This is a genomic window from Pseudolabrys sp., from assembly GCF_035943735.1.
Lineage (GTDB): Bacteria > Pseudomonadota > Alphaproteobacteria > Rhizobiales > Xanthobacteraceae > Pseudolabrys.
The window spans coordinates 146,244-162,093 of the sequence record NZ_DASZBV010000005.1; the positions used below are offsets into that span (position 1 = coordinate 146,244).

11 protein-coding genes are annotated in these 15,850 nt (G+C 66.8%); 10 read left to right on the forward strand and 1 reads right to left on the reverse strand.

Annotated features, from left to right (window positions below; genetic code table 11):
- Positions 1 to 155 precede the first annotated feature (155 nt).
- The 7 genes from VGV41_RS02590 (at position 156) to ppdK (ending at position 10,524) form a co-directional block, all read left to right on the forward strand.
- Complete coding sequence (locus tag VGV41_RS02590) at positions 156 to 1,112, forward strand: glycine--tRNA ligase subunit alpha (RefSeq protein ID WP_326862086.1); 957 nt, start codon at positions 156 to 158, stop codon at positions 1,110 to 1,112.
- 143 nt (positions 1,113 to 1,255) lie between these two features.
- Positions 1,256 to 1,672 carry an endonuclease domain-containing protein gene (locus VGV41_RS02595; protein WP_326862087.1) on the forward strand — a complete coding sequence of 139 codons (417 nt, stop codon included), beginning with the start codon at positions 1,256 to 1,258 and terminating at the stop codon, positions 1,670 to 1,672.
- A 48-nt stretch (positions 1,673 to 1,720) separates the two neighbouring features.
- Positions 1,721 to 2,290 carry a LemA family protein gene (locus VGV41_RS02600; RefSeq protein ID WP_326862088.1) on the forward strand — a complete coding sequence of 190 codons (570 nt, stop codon included), beginning with the start codon at positions 1,721 to 1,723 and terminating at the stop codon, positions 2,288 to 2,290.
- 5 nt (positions 2,291 to 2,295) lie between these two features.
- Positions 2,296 to 4,239: a DUF2207 domain-containing protein gene (locus VGV41_RS02605; RefSeq protein WP_326862089.1), complete on the forward strand. Its 1,944-nt coding sequence runs from the start codon at positions 2,296 to 2,298 to the stop codon at positions 4,237 to 4,239.
- 70 nt (positions 4,240 to 4,309) lie between these two features.
- Positions 4,310 to 6,466, forward strand: a complete 2,157-nt coding sequence (glyS, locus tag VGV41_RS02610) for a glycine--tRNA ligase subunit beta (RefSeq protein ID WP_326862090.1) — start codon at positions 4,310 to 4,312, stop codon at positions 6,464 to 6,466.
- Positions 6,467 to 7,335: 869 nt separating this feature from the next.
- On the forward strand, positions 7,336 to 7,476 hold the full coding sequence (locus tag VGV41_RS02615; protein ID WP_326862091.1) for a DUF3096 domain-containing protein: 141 nt from the start codon (positions 7,336 to 7,338) through the stop codon (positions 7,474 to 7,476).
- 81 nt (positions 7,477 to 7,557) lie between these two features.
- Positions 7,558 to 10,524 carry a pyruvate, phosphate dikinase gene (gene ppdK, locus VGV41_RS02620; protein WP_326862092.1) on the forward strand — a complete coding sequence of 989 codons (2,967 nt, stop codon included), beginning with the start codon at positions 7,558 to 7,560 and terminating at the stop codon, positions 10,522 to 10,524.
- 4 nt (positions 10,525 to 10,528) lie between these two features.
- Here ppdK and VGV41_RS02625 read toward each other — a convergent pair whose 3' ends face one another.
- Positions 10,529 to 11,881 carry a PAS-domain containing protein gene (locus VGV41_RS02625; protein WP_326862093.1) on the reverse strand — a complete coding sequence of 451 codons (1,353 nt, stop codon included), beginning with the start codon at positions 11,879 to 11,881 and terminating at the stop codon, positions 10,529 to 10,531.
- 253 nt (positions 11,882 to 12,134) lie between these two features.
- Here VGV41_RS02625 and VGV41_RS02630 point away from each other — a divergent pair, with 253 nt between their 5' ends.
- The 3 genes from VGV41_RS02630 (at position 12,135) to VGV41_RS02640 (ending at position 15,792) form a co-directional block, all read left to right on the forward strand.
- Positions 12,135 to 13,343, forward strand: coding sequence for a cell wall hydrolase (locus tag VGV41_RS02630; RefSeq protein WP_326862094.1), 1,209 nt, complete (start codon positions 12,135 to 12,137; stop codon positions 13,341 to 13,343).
- A gap of 163 nt (positions 13,344 to 13,506) precedes the next feature.
- Positions 13,507 to 14,739, forward strand: a complete 1,233-nt coding sequence (locus VGV41_RS02635; protein ID WP_326862095.1) for an MFS transporter — start codon at positions 13,507 to 13,509, stop codon at positions 14,737 to 14,739.
- A gap of 66 nt (positions 14,740 to 14,805) precedes the next feature.
- Complete coding sequence (locus tag VGV41_RS02640) at positions 14,806 to 15,792, forward strand: MDR family oxidoreductase (RefSeq protein ID WP_326862096.1); 987 nt, start codon at positions 14,806 to 14,808, stop codon at positions 15,790 to 15,792.
- Positions 15,793 to 15,850 lie beyond the last annotated feature (58 nt).

The following is a 15,850-nucleotide window of genomic DNA, read 5'->3' on the forward strand; positions in this document are numbered from 1 at the left end:
GCCGGGCTTGTCCCGGCCATCGCGCTTAGGAGGGCACATTGCCCGGCTTATCGGGGTCACCGGGACAAGCCCGGTCGACGGTGCCCTTGCTTGACCCCCCAGACCCCCGCCGATAGGGTCCGCCACCTTTCAAAGCGCCGAAGAAACTTAAAGCGATGGCTGAAGCCGACCTTCTCGCCAAACCCGCGGCGCGTGCGGCCAATCTCGACCCCGCGCGCTCGTTCCAGGGACTGATCCTCACGCTGCAGCAGTACTGGGCGGGGCAGGGCTGCGTCCTGCTGCAGCCCTACGACATGGAAGTCGGCGCCGGCACCTTCCATCCGGCGACCACGCTGCGCGCGCTCGGCCCGAAGCCGTGGAACGCCGCCTACGTGCAGCCGTCGCGCCGGCCGAAGGATGGCCGCTACGGCGAAAACCCGAACCGCCTCCAGCACTATTATCAATTCCAGGTCATCCTGAAGCCGTCGCCCGCCGACATCCAGGACCTGTATCTCAATTCGCTGAAGGCGATCGGCATCGATCCGCGCGTGCACGACATTCGCTTCGTCGAGGACGACTGGGAGAGCCCGACTTTGGGCGCCTGGGGTCTCGGCTGGGAGTGCTGGTGCGACGGCATGGAAGTGTCGCAGTTCACGTACTTCCAGCAGGTCGCCGGCTTCGAGTGCAATCCGGTGGCCGGCGAATTGACCTACGGCCTCGAGCGCCTGGCCATGTACGTGCAGGGCGTCGAGCGCGTCTACGATCTCAACTTCAACGGTCTCGACGGCGACAAGAAGGTGACCTACGGCGACGTCTTCCTGCAGGCCGAGCAGGAATATTCGCGGCACAATTTCGAATTCGCCGACACGGCGATGCTGTTCGAGCAGTTCAAGATGGCCGAGGGCGCCTGCAAGAAGTATCTCGCCGACGGCTGGAACGCCGAACATACGCGGCACGCGATGGCGCTGCCGGCCTACGATCAGTGCATCAAGGCGAGCCACGTGTTCAACCTGCTCGACGCCCGCGGCGTCATCTCGGTCACCGAGCGGCAGAGCTACATTTTGCGTGTGCGCGAGCTGGCGAAAGCCTGCGGCGAAGCCTGGCTCGCCACCGACGGCGGCGGGGCTGGCTAAACGGCCGTAACCTTGTACGCTTCACCCTCGTGAGGGCCTGTTCCCCTCCCCCTTGTGGGGAGGGGTTAGGGGTGGGGGTCGTGCATAAAGTGACTCCATCAGACCGAGACGAGCAGCGAGCGTGGGCGAGCACCGATCGTGCGATGGCGCCGCCGCAACGTGCGTTCGCGCGACGGATGCGCGAAGAACCGACTGAGGCGGAACGGAAACTTTGGTGGCACTTGCGGCACAGACTGCCTCTGGAGAGCTCTCATTTCCGGCGGCAAGTGCAAATCGGGCCCTATATCGCTGACTTCGCATGCCACCAGCTCAAGCTCGTCGTCGAACTCGATGGCGGGCAGCACGGTTTGCGAGTGGCCGAAGACGAAAAGCGGGCTCAACGCTTACAGCGTGATGGTTATCGCGTGCTGCGCTTTTGGAACAACGACGTGCTTTCAAATATCGATGGTGTCATGGGCGCTATTCTGGACGCCATTGCGGCGACCCCCACCCCCGACCCCTCCCCACAAGGGGGAGGGGAGAAGAAAGCGCGCCGACCCTCCCCCTCCAGGGGAGGGTGAAGCGGAGTTGCATTTCAACCTTCCCATCTCGGCGGACGACCAACCCCCATGTTGACCTGGCTGATCATCCTGATCGTCGTTGTCGTCGTGGCCTACGTGGCCGTCGTCTTCAACAGGCTCGTGCGCACGCGCCAGATGGCCGACGAGGCCTGGAGCGGCATCGACGTGCAACTCAAGCGTCGCTCCGATCTCGTCCCCAATCTGGTCGAGGCCGTCAAAGGCTACGCCGCTCACGAGCGCAATGTGCTCGACGAGGTGACGCAATTGCGCGGCGCCGCGCAGGCGGTGCCGATCAATGACGTTGCCGCCCGCGCACAGGCGGAAGGCGCGCTGTCGGCCGGGCTCGGCCGCCTGATCGCCTTGTCGGAGAACTATCCCGACCTGAAAGCCAGCGCCAACTTCCTCGCGCTGCAGCAGCAGCTCAGCGCGCTCGAAGACGACCTGCAGATGGCGCGGCGCTACTACAACGGCGCGGCGCGCAACATGAACGTCATGGTGCAGTCGTTCCCGAGCAATCTGATCGCGGGCATGTTCGGCTTCGCCGCGCGCCCCTTCTTCGAACTGGCGGACGCCGCCGAACGCGCGGTGCCCACCGTCGATCTCACGGCAGCGCGATGAGCCGTATGTTTCGCGTCGCGATGCTGCTCGCCGCGGTCATTGTCGCGGGCCGCGCGAACGCCGCCGAAGTCATCCACTCGTTGGTCTCGGATGTCACGCTCGCCAAAGACGGCGAGCTCACCGTCACCGAGACGCTGCGCGTGCGCGCCGAAGGCGCCGCGATGCGCCACGGCATTTATCGCGACTTCCCGCTGCTGTTCCGTGACGCCGATGGCCACGTGCGCGAAGTCTTCTTCTCGCTCGTCAGCGTCGCGCGCGACGGCAGGGCCGAGCCCTATCACACCGAGCGGCAGCACGGTTTTATCCGCATCTACGCCGGCTCCAAGGACGCGCTGATCGCGCAAGGCGAGCACACTTACGTGTTCGTCTATCGCACCTCGCGGCAGGTGCGATGGTTCGACGGCAAGCCGGAATTGAACTGGAACGTCACCGGCAATTTCTGGCGCTTCCCCGTCGAGCAGGCGAGCTATCGACTTCATCTCGCCGACGGCCTCGCGCCGCTGCGCTGGATCGCCTTTACCGGTCGGATCGGTGTGCGCGGCCGCGACTTTCAGGGCGGCATAGGCGCCGACGGCACGCTCGCCGTGTCGACGACGCGACAGTTGGCGCCGGGGGAGGGGCTCACCGTCGTCGCGGCGCTGCCGGCGGGCGCGGTCGATCCGCCGAGCGCCAATACGCTGCTCTGGTATCGCCTCTACGACAACCGCAACTGGATCGTCGGCGGCATCGGTTTCCTCGTCGTGCTCGGCTACTACGCAATGGCGTGGGGCAGGGTGGGTCGCGATCCGAAGCGCGGCATCGTCATCCCGCTGTTTCATCCGCCGCAAGGCATCTCGCCGGCGCTCGCCAATTACGTCCACAACTGGGGACTGTGGCGCGCGAAATGGCGCGCCTTCACCGCCGCGGCCCTGTCGCTGGCCGTGAAGGGCCTTCTGCGGCTCGATCAGGCCGGCAAGACGCTGACGCTGACGGCGACCGACGGCGATCCGCAGGGCCGCGTGCCGCTGTCGTCGGAAGAGCGCGCCATCCTCGCCAAGGTGAAGACCAGCAGCGGCAGCATCACCATCAGTTCCGCCTTCAGCGCGACGGTCGCCGATCTCGCCAAGAAATTCACGACGGCGGTCGAGACCGAGAACGCCAACCGCTTCTTCCGCCGTAACCTCGGCTACGTCGTGTTCGGCGCCGTGCTGACGGTCGGCGTCGTCGCCTGGGAGATCGCCTTCGGCGGCCTGCGCGACCAGGACATCGTCATCCTCATCGGCCTCGGCGTCGCCGCGTTCTTCATCGGCATGTTCGTCATGCCGATCGTGCAGTCGATCCACGCCGGCACCGGCAAGGTCGCCGCCTTCGTCTGGATCGCCTTCCTGCTGGTCTTCGTCACGTTCTTCGTCAACGTGTTGCACGGGGCTGTCGAAATCCTGAGCAAAGGCTGGCCGGCGCTGCGCGACTTCGTGTCCGACGATCCGTTTCCCTTCGTGCTGGTGTCGAGCTTCGCCGCGGTGAACGGGCTGTTCCTCTATCTGATGAAGGCGCCGACCGCGCTCGGCCGCCCGGTCATGGACCAGCTCGACGGCCTCAAGCTCTACCTCGAGACCGCCGAGAAGGACCGGCTCAACATGCAGGCGCCGGAGATTACCCCCGACCATTTCGAGGCGCTGTTGCCTTATGCCGTCGCGCTCGACGTCGAGAAGCCGTGGGCCGACGCCTTCGCCGCGGCGCTCAAGCGCGCGCATCCGGACGATCCCGATCCGATGCGCAGCTACCAGCCGGGCTGGTCGAGCGGCGGCGCATGGTCGAGCGGCAATTTCGGCGGCGCGGTCGCCGCGACGGTCAACGGCATGTCGAGCGCGCTGGCGAGCGCCGCGACGGTCTCGTCCGGTTCCTCCGGCTTCGGCGGCGGTGGCGGCTCCGGCGGCGGCGGCGGTGGAGGCGGCGGCGGCGGCTGGTAGGCCGATTGCGGCTGGACGCCCTCTGTCCGGCCCTTTATGGCTCTGCCAACCCCGAAACGCGTTGAGGCCCATGCCCGACCTTCTGCTCGAACTGTTCTCCGAAGAGATCCCGGCGCGCATGCAGGCGCGCGCGGCCGACGACCTCAAGAAGATGGTCACCGACCGCCTGGTCGCCGCCGGCCTCGTCTACGAGGGCGCCAGGGCCTTCGTCACGCCGCGCCGCCTGGCGCTGACCGTGCACGGCGTGCCGGCGCAGCAGCCGGACGTGAAGGAGGAGCGCAAGGGTCCGAAGGTCGGCGCGCCCGAGCAGGCGATCGCCGGCTTCCTCCGTGCCGCGGGGCTCGCCTCCATCGATCAGGCGAAAGTCCAGGCCGACAAGAAGGGCGACTTCTACGTCGCCGTCACCGAGAAGAAGGGCAGGCCGGCGATTCAAGTGATCGCCGACATCGTGCCCGAGGTGGTGCGCGGCTTCCCGTGGCCGAAGTCGATGCGCTGGGGTTCGGGCAGGCTCAACTGGGTGCGGCCGCTGCACTCGATCGTCGCGACGTTCGGTCCGGAGACGGAAGAGCCGGAGGTCGTTCGCTTCGAGATCGACGGCATCGCGTCCGGCAACACGACGCGCGGCCACCGCTTCATGGCGCCGGCGCCGTTCACGGTGCGGCGCTTCGATGACTACGTCGCCAAGCTGCACGATGCCAAGGTCGTGCTCGATCCGGCGCGCCGCGCCGACACGATCCTGCACGACGCCAGGAACCTCGCTTTCGCGCAAGGCTTCGAACTGGTCGAGGACGAAGGCCTGCTGGCGGAAGTCTCCGGCCTGGTCGAATGGCCGGTCGTGCTGATGGGCTCGTTCGACAAGGCCTTCCTCGCCATTCCCGACGAGGTCATCCGCGCCACCATCCGCGCCAACCAGAAATGCTTCGTGCTGCGCGATCCGCAGACGGCGAAGCTGGTCAACAAATTCATCCTCGTCGCCAATGAAGAAGCGACCGACGGCGGCAGATCAATCGTCGCCGGCAACGAGCGCGTCATCCGCGCGCGGCTGTCGGACGCCAAGTTCTTCTACGACACCGACCTGAAGACGCGGCTGGAAGAGCGGCTGCCGAAATTTTCGCAGATCGTGTTCCACGAGAAGCTCGGCACGCAGGAAGAGCGCATCGCGCGCATCGTCGCGCTCGCCGGCGAACTCGCGCCTTTGGTCGATGCCGACCGCGCTAAGGCCGAGCGCGCGGCGCAACTCTGCAAGGCGGATTTGCTGACGGAGGTCGTCGGCGAATTCCCCGAATTGCAGGGCCTGATGGGCAAGTATTACGCCGAGGCCCAGAACGAGGACGAGGCGGTCGCACACGCCTGCGAGGACCACTACAAGCCGAAGGGCCCGGACGATCTGGTGCCGGCCGATCCGGTGTCGATTGCGGTGGCGCTCGCCGACAAGATCGATACGCTGGTCGGTTTCTGGGCGATCGACGAGAAGCCGACGGGCTCGAAGGACCCGTATGCGCTGCGGAGAGCGGCGTTGGGGGTTATTCGAATCATTCTTGAAAGTGAGCTGAAGTTCAATTTGGAGCTTGTCCTACGTGATCAATTCGACAAATCGAAGATACGCACTGACTCGGTAATAAAAGCGAGCGAACTAAACGATTTCCTCAATGAGCGCCTAAAGGTTCAGTTGCGTGAAAATGGCGCTCGCCACGATCTTGTCGACGCCGTCATCGCTGCGGGCCATATGGTCTATCACGGCGACAAGGGCGACTTGCAGGATAGCGGCAAGGTCTCGACGCAGTTGTTTCGTGCGTACTCGAATAGTTCGCATCTGCTGATCGTCCGCCGCGTCGAGGCGCTCGGCAAATTCCTCGACACCGATGACGGCAAGAACCTCTTGGCTGGCGTCAAGCGCGCCTCGAACATCCTCGGCATCGAGGAGAAGAAGGACAAGCGCAGCTATAGCGGCGCGCCGGACGCAAGTCTGCTGGTCGAGGCGGAAGAGAAGGCGCTGGCTTCCGCCGTCGCCGCCGCCAAGGCGGAGGCGAGCGCCGCCGTCGCCAAGGAAGATTTCGCCGGCGCGATGACGGCAATCGCCAAGCTGCGGCCGACGGTCGACGCCTTCTTCGACAAGGTGAAGGTCAACGCCGACGACAAGGCCGTGCGCGAGAACCGGCTCAAGCTCCTGAACGAAATCCGCGAGGCGACGCGCGCGGTGGCGGACTTCTCGAAGATCGAGGGTTAGGAACGGCTCAATCCCTCCCCTGAAAGGGGAGGGTGGCTCCGCGCGCAGCGCGGAGCCGGGTGGGGTGTCCGCCAAAATTGAGATTTCCCCCACCCGGCGCGCTGGCGCGCGCCACCCTCCCCCGCAAGCGGGGGAGGGATAAGCAAGCATCGCAGCACAAATTCTTTTAATTAGGACTATTGACCGGTCCTATCCGTTGGCCTATGATCCCATCGTCCGCTTCAGCCGGGGGCGTCGTCGCGAGGCGTCTCGATTGACGGGAGCGGATGCGGTGCCCGCAGGTTCGGCAAAACGCATGTCGGACTTCCGGGCGGCGACGGGGCTCCACTCGCAGGCACTACGACCTGCCGCCAGGAGCTGGCTGACAGGCGTGGCTGGTCCACGTTCTCGAAAGCGTGGCCCGTACGCCGTGACACGACACCGCTGTGGCGCGCCGAGAGGCGCCCGTGCTTCTCGAGAGAGGAGTACGGCACAAGGCAAGAGTGTCGCGCCCATCGGCGCGCCACACCCTCGGCTTTCTTGCCGGGGAAGGACTCCCCGAGCCCCTGCGGGTCGGGGGACCAAGGGGAAGGCCGGCTCACCCGGGGCCGTTCAAACAACACGGGCGATTTCCCATGGCTGTTTGACATTCGAATCGGTGCGGTGGCCTGTTGCTTACCTCTCCCCGCATTGCGGGGAGAGGTCGACGCGTCATAGCGCGTCGCGCTATGGCGCGTCGGGTGAGGGGCTGTGCATTGCCCCTCACCCGGCTCGGACCTGCCGGTCCTCGCCACCCTCTCCCCGCAATGCGGGGAGAGGGAAGACAAAGATGGAACTCATCCGCCGCCGCACCCGTTCTGACCCCGGACCTCCCCGCCAAGGACTTTTCCATGATCAATCTCGCGCATCTGCAGCCGATCGTCGCGCTCATCGCCGGCGTCTTGATCCTGATCATCCCGCGGCTGCTGAATTTCATCGTAGCTGCGTACCTGATCGTCGTCGGCCTGATCGGCCTCGGCATCATCCACTAAGGTTCACCCTCGGAGGGCTTGCGCCGCCCCGCTCCGGGTGCTTCTAGAGCGGAACCCGCCCTTCCAACGCATTTTTGAGCCATGGCCAAACGCAAAAAAACCTCGCGCGCTCAGTCGAAGTCGAAGAAGCCGGCTGCCCGCAAGGTCGCCCGGAAGATCCCGTCGAAGAAGCCTGCGCCCAAGGCGGCCAAGACGTCGGCTCCGAAAAGCTCCACGCGCAAGCGCGTCGCGCTGATCGGCGGCGGTCTGGCCGGCGCCATCGCCGGGACTTTGGCGCGGCAGGCGGTGCGCTCCGCCGCGCGCTCGATCGTGCGCTCGGTCGCGAAGTCGCTGGAGAAGCCGGCAAAGCCGGCCGCCTCGGCGCCGCGGAAGGGCAAGTGGGTCTATTCGTTCGGCGACGGCCGCGCCGAGGGCAAGGCCAATATGCGTGAACTGCTCGGCGGCAAGGGCGCGGGCCTCGCCGAAATGGCCAATCTCGGCCTGCCGGTGCCCCCCGGCTTCACCATCACGACCGAGGTCTGCACCTACTATTACGCCAACGGCAAGCAGTACCCGAAGGATCTCGAGGCGCAGGTCGACAAGGCCCTGGCGCAGGTCGGCAAGATCACCGGCAAGCTGTTCGGCGACAAGTCGAACCCGCTGCTCGTCTCGGTGCGTTCCGGCGCCCGCGCTTCCATGCCCGGCATGATGGACACGGTGCTCAACCTCGGCCTCAACGACGAGACGGTCGAGGCGCTGGCCAAGAAGTCCGGCGACCGCCGCTTCGCCTATGACAGCTACCGCCGCTTCATCACCATGTATTCCGACGTCGTGCTCGGCGTCGGCCACGAGCACTTCGAGGAACTGCTCGACCACCACAAGGAGCGACAGGGCTATTCGCTCGACACCGACCTGACCGCCGACGACTGGGCGGAATTGGTCGTGCGCTACAAGAAGCGCGTGCACGACGAACTCGGTCAGCCGTTCCCGCAGGATCCGCACCAGCAGCTCTGGGGCGCCATCGGCGCGGTGTTCTCCTCGTGGATGAACCAGCGCGCCAACACCTATCGCCGTCTCCACAACATTCCGGAAAGCTGGGGCACCGCCGTCAACGTGCAGGCCATGGTGTTCGGCAACATGGGCGAGACGTCGGCGACCGGCGTCGCCTTCACCCGCAATCCGTCGACCGGCGAGAAGAAGCTCTACGGCGAATTCCTCATCAACGCGCAGGGCGAGGACGTCGTCGCCGGCATCCGCACGCCGCAGGAAATCTCCGAGGCCGCGCGTAAGGAAGCCGGATCCGACAAGCCGTCGCTGGAGAAGACGCTGCCCGATGCCTACGGCGAACTGACCAGGATCTACAACACGCTCGAGCAGCACTACCGCGACATGCAGGACCTCGAGTTCACGATCGAGCAGGGCAAGCTGTGGATGCTGCAGACCCGCAACGGCAAGCGCACGGCGAAGGCCGCGCTGCGCATCGCCGTCGAGCTCGCCCACGAGGGCCTGATCACGAAGGACGAAGCGGTGCTGCGCGTCGAGCCCCTGTCGCTCGACCAGCTTTTGCATCCGACCATCGATCCGCGCGCGCACCGCCGCGTCATCGCCACCGGCCTGCCGGCCTCGCCCGGCGCCGCCTCGGGCGAGATCGTGTTCTCCTCCGACGAAGCCGCGCAGCTGAAGGCCGACGGCAAGAAGGTCATCCTCGTGCGCGTCGAGACCTCGCCTGAGGACATCCACGGCATGCATGCGGCCGAGGGCATCCTCACCACGCGCGGCGGCATGACCTCGCACGCGGCCGTGGTCGCGCGCGGCATGGGCAAGCCCTGCGTCTCCGGCGCCGGCTCGCTGCGCGTCGACTACAATGCGCAGACGATGACCGCCGGCAGCCAGACCTTCAAGAAGGGCGACAACATCACCGTCGACGGCTCGACCGGCCAGGTGCTGGCCGGCAAGGTCGACATGGTCGAGCCGCAGCTCTCCGGCGAGTTCGCCACGCTGATCGGCTGGGCCGACAAGGTGCGCAAGCTCGGCGTGCGCGCCAACGCCGACACGCCGGCCGACGCCAAGGCCGCCGTGCGCTTCGGCGCCGAGGGCATCGGCCTGTGCCGCACCGAGCACATGTTCTTCGACGAGGGCCGCATCCAGGCGGTGCGCGAGATGATCCTCGCCGACGACGAAGCCGCGCGCCGCAAGGCGCTCGCCAAATTGTTGCCGATGCAGCGCAACGACTTCATCGAGCTGTTCGAGATCATGGCCGGACGGCCGGTGACGATCCGCCTGCTCGATCCGCCGCTGCACGAATTCCTGCCGCACGGCGAGGAAGAGATCGCCGAAGTGGCGGCCGCGATGGGCACCGATCCGAAGAAGCTCGCGGGGCGCGCGCAGGAGCTCGCCGAGTTCAATCCGATGCTCGGCTTCCGCGGCTGCCGCATCGCCATCGCCTATCCGGAAATCGCCGAGATGCAGGCGCGCGCCATCTTCGAGGCGGCGGTCGAGGTCGAGCGCCGCACCGGCAAGAAGGTGGCGCCGGAAGTGATGGTGCCGCTGATCGCCACCAAGGCCGAGCTCGACATCATCAAGGCGCGCATCGACGCCATGGCCAAGGCGGTCGAGCAGGAGCAGAACGCCAAGCTCGATTACGACGTCGGCACCATGATCGAATTGCCGCGCGCCTGCCTGAAGGCCGACGAGATCGCCGAGACGGCGGAGTTCTTCTCCTTCGGCACCAACGACCTGACGCAGACGACGCTCGGCATTTCCCGCGACGACGCGGCGAGCTTCCTCGGTATCTACACCGCGCGCGGCATCCTGCCGGCCGACCCGTTCGTGTCGATCGATCAGGAAGGCGTCGGCGAGCTCGTGCGGATCGGCGTCGAGCGCGGCCGCTCGGTGCGGCCGAAGCTCAAGGTCGGCATTTGCGGGGAGCACGGCGGCGACCCGGCCTCGGTCGCCTTCTGCCACGAGGCGAAGCTCGACTACGTCTCGTGCTCACCGTTCCGCGTGCCGATCGCGCGGCTTGCCGCGGCGCAGGCGGCGCTCGGCAAGACCGCGGCGAGCCAGGCTTAGGGGGTTACACGGCCACCTGGCCGAGGAAGTTCTCGACCTCGAGGCGAAGATCGGCGACCGCCGTCTCCACCGTCTGCGAGGCGTCGCGCACGACTTGCGCGGAGCCGCGCGTTTCGGTCGCCGCGTGCGCGACGTCGCCCAGCACGCCGACGACGTCGCTGGTGCCCTTCGCCGCACTGGTGACGTTGTGCGAGATCTCGCCGGTCGCGGCGTTCTGCTCTTCCACCGCCGCCGCGAGCGCCACCGTGTTCTGGTTGATCTGCTGCATGCGCATGGCGATGTGGCGGATCGCGTCCACCGCGGCCGCGGTCGAGTCCTGCACCGCCAGAATGTGGCTGGCGATGTCCTCGGTCGCCTTGCCGGTCTGCACCGCAAGCGACTTCACTTCCGAGGCGACGACGGCGAAGCCCTTGCCGGCCTCGCCCGCACGCGCGGCCTCGATGGTGGCGTTGAGTGCGAGCAGGTTGGTCTGTCCGGCAATGTCGCGGATGAGCTTGACCACGTCGCCGATCTTCTGCGCGCCGGCGGCGAGCGCGGCGATCTCGGTGTCGGTTTGCCGCGCCTCGTCGGTCGCCTGCGCGACGATGGTGCCGGTCTGCGTCAGTTGCCGGCTGATTTCGGCGATCGAATGCGACAGTTCGTCGGCGGCGACGGCCGCTCCGTCGACGTTCGTCGACGCTTCGTTGAAGGCGTCCACGGCGCTTTGGGCGCGCGTCGTCGTCTGCTCGGAGAAGCCGAACAGTGCGCCCGCCGTCGAGCGCATGGCGCTGGCGCTGGCGCCGACGCTGTCGAGCAGACGCTCGGCGATCGGCCGGAACGCCGCGATGGCCGCCTCGATCGCCGAGCGGCGGCTCTCCTGCTCGCGGATGGCCGCGCGTTCTTCCTCGGCCTGCCGCCGCTCGGTGATGTCCTCGTGCGTCGACACCCAGCCACCGCCGGGCCGCGGCTCGTTCCTGGCCAGCACGATGCGGCCGTCGCTCGCCTGCACGTAAATCGGCGTGCTCCCGCCCTGTTTCACGCTGTCGATGATGCGCTGGCAATAAGAGTCGACGTCGTCGACGAACAGACCGGTTTGCTTGCGGTGCTCGATGAGCCGCCGCAGCGTGCAGCCGGGCTTCACCACATCGGGCGAGAGCTTGTACATTTCGAGATAGCGGCGGTTGACCACCACGATGCGCGTCTGCGCATCGAACATGCACAGGCCTTGCGACATGTTGTCGATGGCGTCGAGCAGGCGGCGGTTCTGCGCGCGCCCGGTGCGATTCCGGGTGAGCGCGAGCGAGAGGGCGCAGACACCGAGCGCCGCCGCAAGAAGGACGCCGCCGGGAACTTCACCTGCGAAATCCGTCGCTAACATGTTGCCCCGTCGTCTGAAATTTGCGCGATTTTGACGGCGACGGCTTGCAATAGGGTTAACGCCCGGCAACCGGCGGCGGCGTCACGATCGTGGTTAACCGCTTCGCAAGGTTAATCGGGCCATAACGGTGTCAGTCGAACGCCGCGCGTTGCGGCGTTCTCTGTTGTTGTGGTGTGGCGTGAGCGGACGGCATCGAAACGCGCTGGTGCGCCGACGGCCGAGGTGGATTCGTGTCGGGCTTGTCGCCTGGCTCATGATCCTGGTCCCGACCACCGTCGCCTATTCGGATCTCGGTGCGCTGCTCGTGCACCAGCCCGGCGTCGCGCAGCGCTGGCGCGAACATCTCATCGCCTCGCCCTTCGGTACGATCCACGTCGCAATGTTCAGCATGCCGCGCCCGCTCGGCACGCGCATCCCGCATCCGCCGCTCTATGCGCTCGCCAATTTCGATCCGCTCGATCTGACGGCCGCGATCGGCTCGCAGCAGCTCGGCGACGGCAGCGCGCCGTTGCAGTTCCCCGCGGTCAACCGCCGCGACAAGCGCGACGCGCTGGTGCCGCGCAAACGCAGGCCGCTGCCGCCGCTGCCGCCGGCGCTGGCGATCGCGCCGGTGCCGAACGCGCAGGTCGACGCCGCCTTGCACAAGGACGACGACCGTTTCGATCCGTACTCGCAATCCGATTTTCCGCCGCCGACGCCCGATGCGTCGACGACGTTCGACATCGATCTGCATCGCGATTTGGCGCCGCTGCGTCTGACCCGTCCCGATGCCGACAAGCCGACGGGGCGGGAGTCTTCGCGGGTCTTCTTCGGCGCAGCGCCACTCGCGCCATCGGAACAACTGGCGCCCTGGTCTCCGGGCGCGGCGCCGGTGGTGACGCGCGGCGAGGACGAAGGCGAAAGCGTCGCCGCCAAGGGCATCGTCACCGGCGAGGATGCGCGGCCGAAGTCGCCGGCCGAACGTCTGAAGCTCGCCGGCGGCGCCCGCGCCCGCGCCGAGAAGTGCCTCGCCAATGCCGTCTATTTCGAATCGCGCGACGAGCCGGTGCGAGCGCAGATCGCGGTGGCGCAGGTGGTGCTCAACCGTGTTTTCTCGCCGTTCTATCCGAAGGACGTCTGCGGCGTCGTCTATCAGAACGCCGGCCGCCGTCTCGCCTGTCAGTTCACCTTCGCCTGCGACGGCAAGCCGGATGTCGTCACCGAGCCCGATGCCTGGGAGCGCGCCAAGCGCATCGCGCGCGACACGCTCGACGGCAAATTGTGGATGCCCGACGTGGCGAAATCGACGCATTATCACGACTACTGGGCGCATCCGGACTGGGTCGGCGAGATGCGACGGATGGATCGCCTCGGCGGCCTCATCTTCTACCGGCCGCGCAACTGGGGCGACGGCGCGGATGAGCCGCGCTGGGGCGACCCGAAGACCACGGCGCACGAAGCCGCGATCCTGCAAAAGATGTAGCCGCGACGGCGGTTTGTCGGCACCGACCGCTGCCTGTGGTGGCGTCGATCCATGCGCACGCGCGATGGGTTCGATCACGAATATTCGCTTTGTTGATGGGACGGTGCGGGGCTAATGTCCCGCCCCCGCGCCGACAGTCGGTGCGGCAAGGGGCGAGATCACCATGTCAATGCAATCCGCGGTGCGCGCGGCAGGCTGGCGGACGCCGGCGGTGGTCGTCGTGTGCGGCTGCCTGATCGCGATGATCAGTTTCGGCCCGCGCTCGGCGCTGGGCTTCTTCCTGACGCCGATGTCGCAGGAGCATCACTGGGGCCGCGACGTGTTCTCGATGGCACTGGCCATCCAGAACCTGATGTGGGGCGTCGGACAGCCCTTCGCCGGCGGACTGGCGGACCGCTACGGCGCCAACCGCGTGCTCATCGTCGGCGCGCTGTTGTACGCTGGTGGCCTTGCCTTGATGTCGCACGCGACGACCGGCGGCACACTCGACGTATCCGCCGGCCTGCTCATCGGCTTCGGCCTGTCGGGCTGCTCCTTCACCATCGTGCTCGGTGCCTTCGGCCGCTTGCTGCCGGGCGAATGGCGCTCGCTCGCCTTCGGCCTCGGCACCGCCGCCGGCTCATTTGGTCAGTTCCTTTATTCGCCGATCGCGGTGGCGCTGATCGACAAATTCGGCTGGCAGAGCGCGCTCGTGATCTTCGCTGCGGTGACGCTGATCATCGTGCCGTTCGCCGTCGCGCTGGCGACGCCGCGCGCCGAAGCGCCTGTCGTCGCCGCGCCGAAGCAGTCGTTCCGCGAGGCGATCGGCGAGGCCTTCGCACATCGCAGCTACGTGCTGCTGGTGATCGGTTTCTTCACCTGCGGCTTCCAACTCGCCTTCACGACGGTCCACCTGCCGTCCTATCTCGTCGACCGCGGCCTGTCCGCTGAGGTCGGCGGCTGGACGCTGGCGACGATCGGCTTGTTCAACATCATCGGCTCGATCGCGTCCGGCTATCTCGGCTCGCGCATGCCGAAGCGCTACATCCTGTCGATCATCTATTTCGCGCGCGCGCTGTCGATCCTGGTCTTCATCGTGCTGCCGCCGAGCACGCCGGCGACCTTGATCTATGGCGCGGTTACCGGGCTGTTGTGGCTCTCCACCGTGCCGCCGACGTCCGGGCTGGTGGCGACGATGTTCGGCACGCGCTGGCTGGCGATGCTGTTCGGCTTCGCCTTTTTCAGCCACCAGGTCGGCGGCTTCCTCGGCGTCTGGCTCGGCGGCCTGGTCTACGACTATGTCGGCTCGTACAACCCGGTCTGGTATCTCGCGATCTTTTTCGGGGTGATGTCGGCGATCATCAACCTGCCGATCGTCGAGGAGCCGGTGACGCGCACGGCTGCCGCCACGGCCTGACCGCTTGCGCGGGGCCCCCGCGCGCGTCATGAATCCCGGACAAAGCTCAACCGGGACGAGGCGCGCGTGGGACCGTTCAAGGCGATCGTGATCGAGAAGGCGGAGAGCGGCACGCGCTCTTCGCTCACGGACTTCGACGAAGCCAATCTGATGGACGGCGACGTCACCATCCGGGTCGAATACTCCACCGTGAATTACAAGGACGGCCTGGCCGTCACCGGCAAGGTGCCGGTGGTGCGCCGCTTCCCGATGATCGCCGGCATCGATGGCGCCGGCACGGTCGAGAGCTCGACGCATCCGGCGTGGAAGCCGGGCGACAAGGTCATCCTCAATGGCTGGGGCTGCGGCGAGACGCATCTCGGCAGCTATGCCGGGAAAGCGCGCGTGAAAGGCGACTGGCTGGTGCCGCTGCCGGCGACGATGAGCGCGCGCGAGGCGATGGCCATCGGCACCGCCGGCTACACGGCGATGTTGGCGGTGATGGCGCTCGAGCAGCACGGCCTCACGCCTGAACGCGGGCCGATCGCCGTCACCGGCGCCAATGGCGGCGTCGGCTCGGTGGCGATCGCCATTCTGGCGAAGCGCGGCTTCACCGTGCACGCGGTCACCGGCCGGACGCAGGAGGCCGATTACCTCAAGGGTCTCGGCGCGGCCGAGATCATTCCGCGCCAGGAACTCACCGGACCGGCCAAGCCGCTCGCCAAGGAGCGTTGGGCCGGCGCGGTGGACGCCGTCGGTTCGACCACGCTCGCCAACCTCCTGTCGATGACCCGCTACGGCGGCGCGGTGGCCGCCTGCGGCCTCGCCGGCGGCATGGATTTACCAACTTCGGTCGCGCCCTTCATTTTGCGCGGGGTGTGTCTTTACGGCATCGACTCGGTGATGTGCCCGCTGGAGCGGCGAAAAACAGCGTGGAAAAGGCTGGAAAACGAGTTGGACCGCCAAAAACTGGCCGCGATGACTACCGAAATCGGGCTGTCCGATGTGCCCAAGGCTGCCGCGGCCATCCTCAACGGGGAGGTGCGCGGCAGAATCGTGGTCAAGATCGGGTAAACATGTTCAGGATTTGGCGACGAACCTGCGGCATAATCGGATAGGCTCGTCACAACGG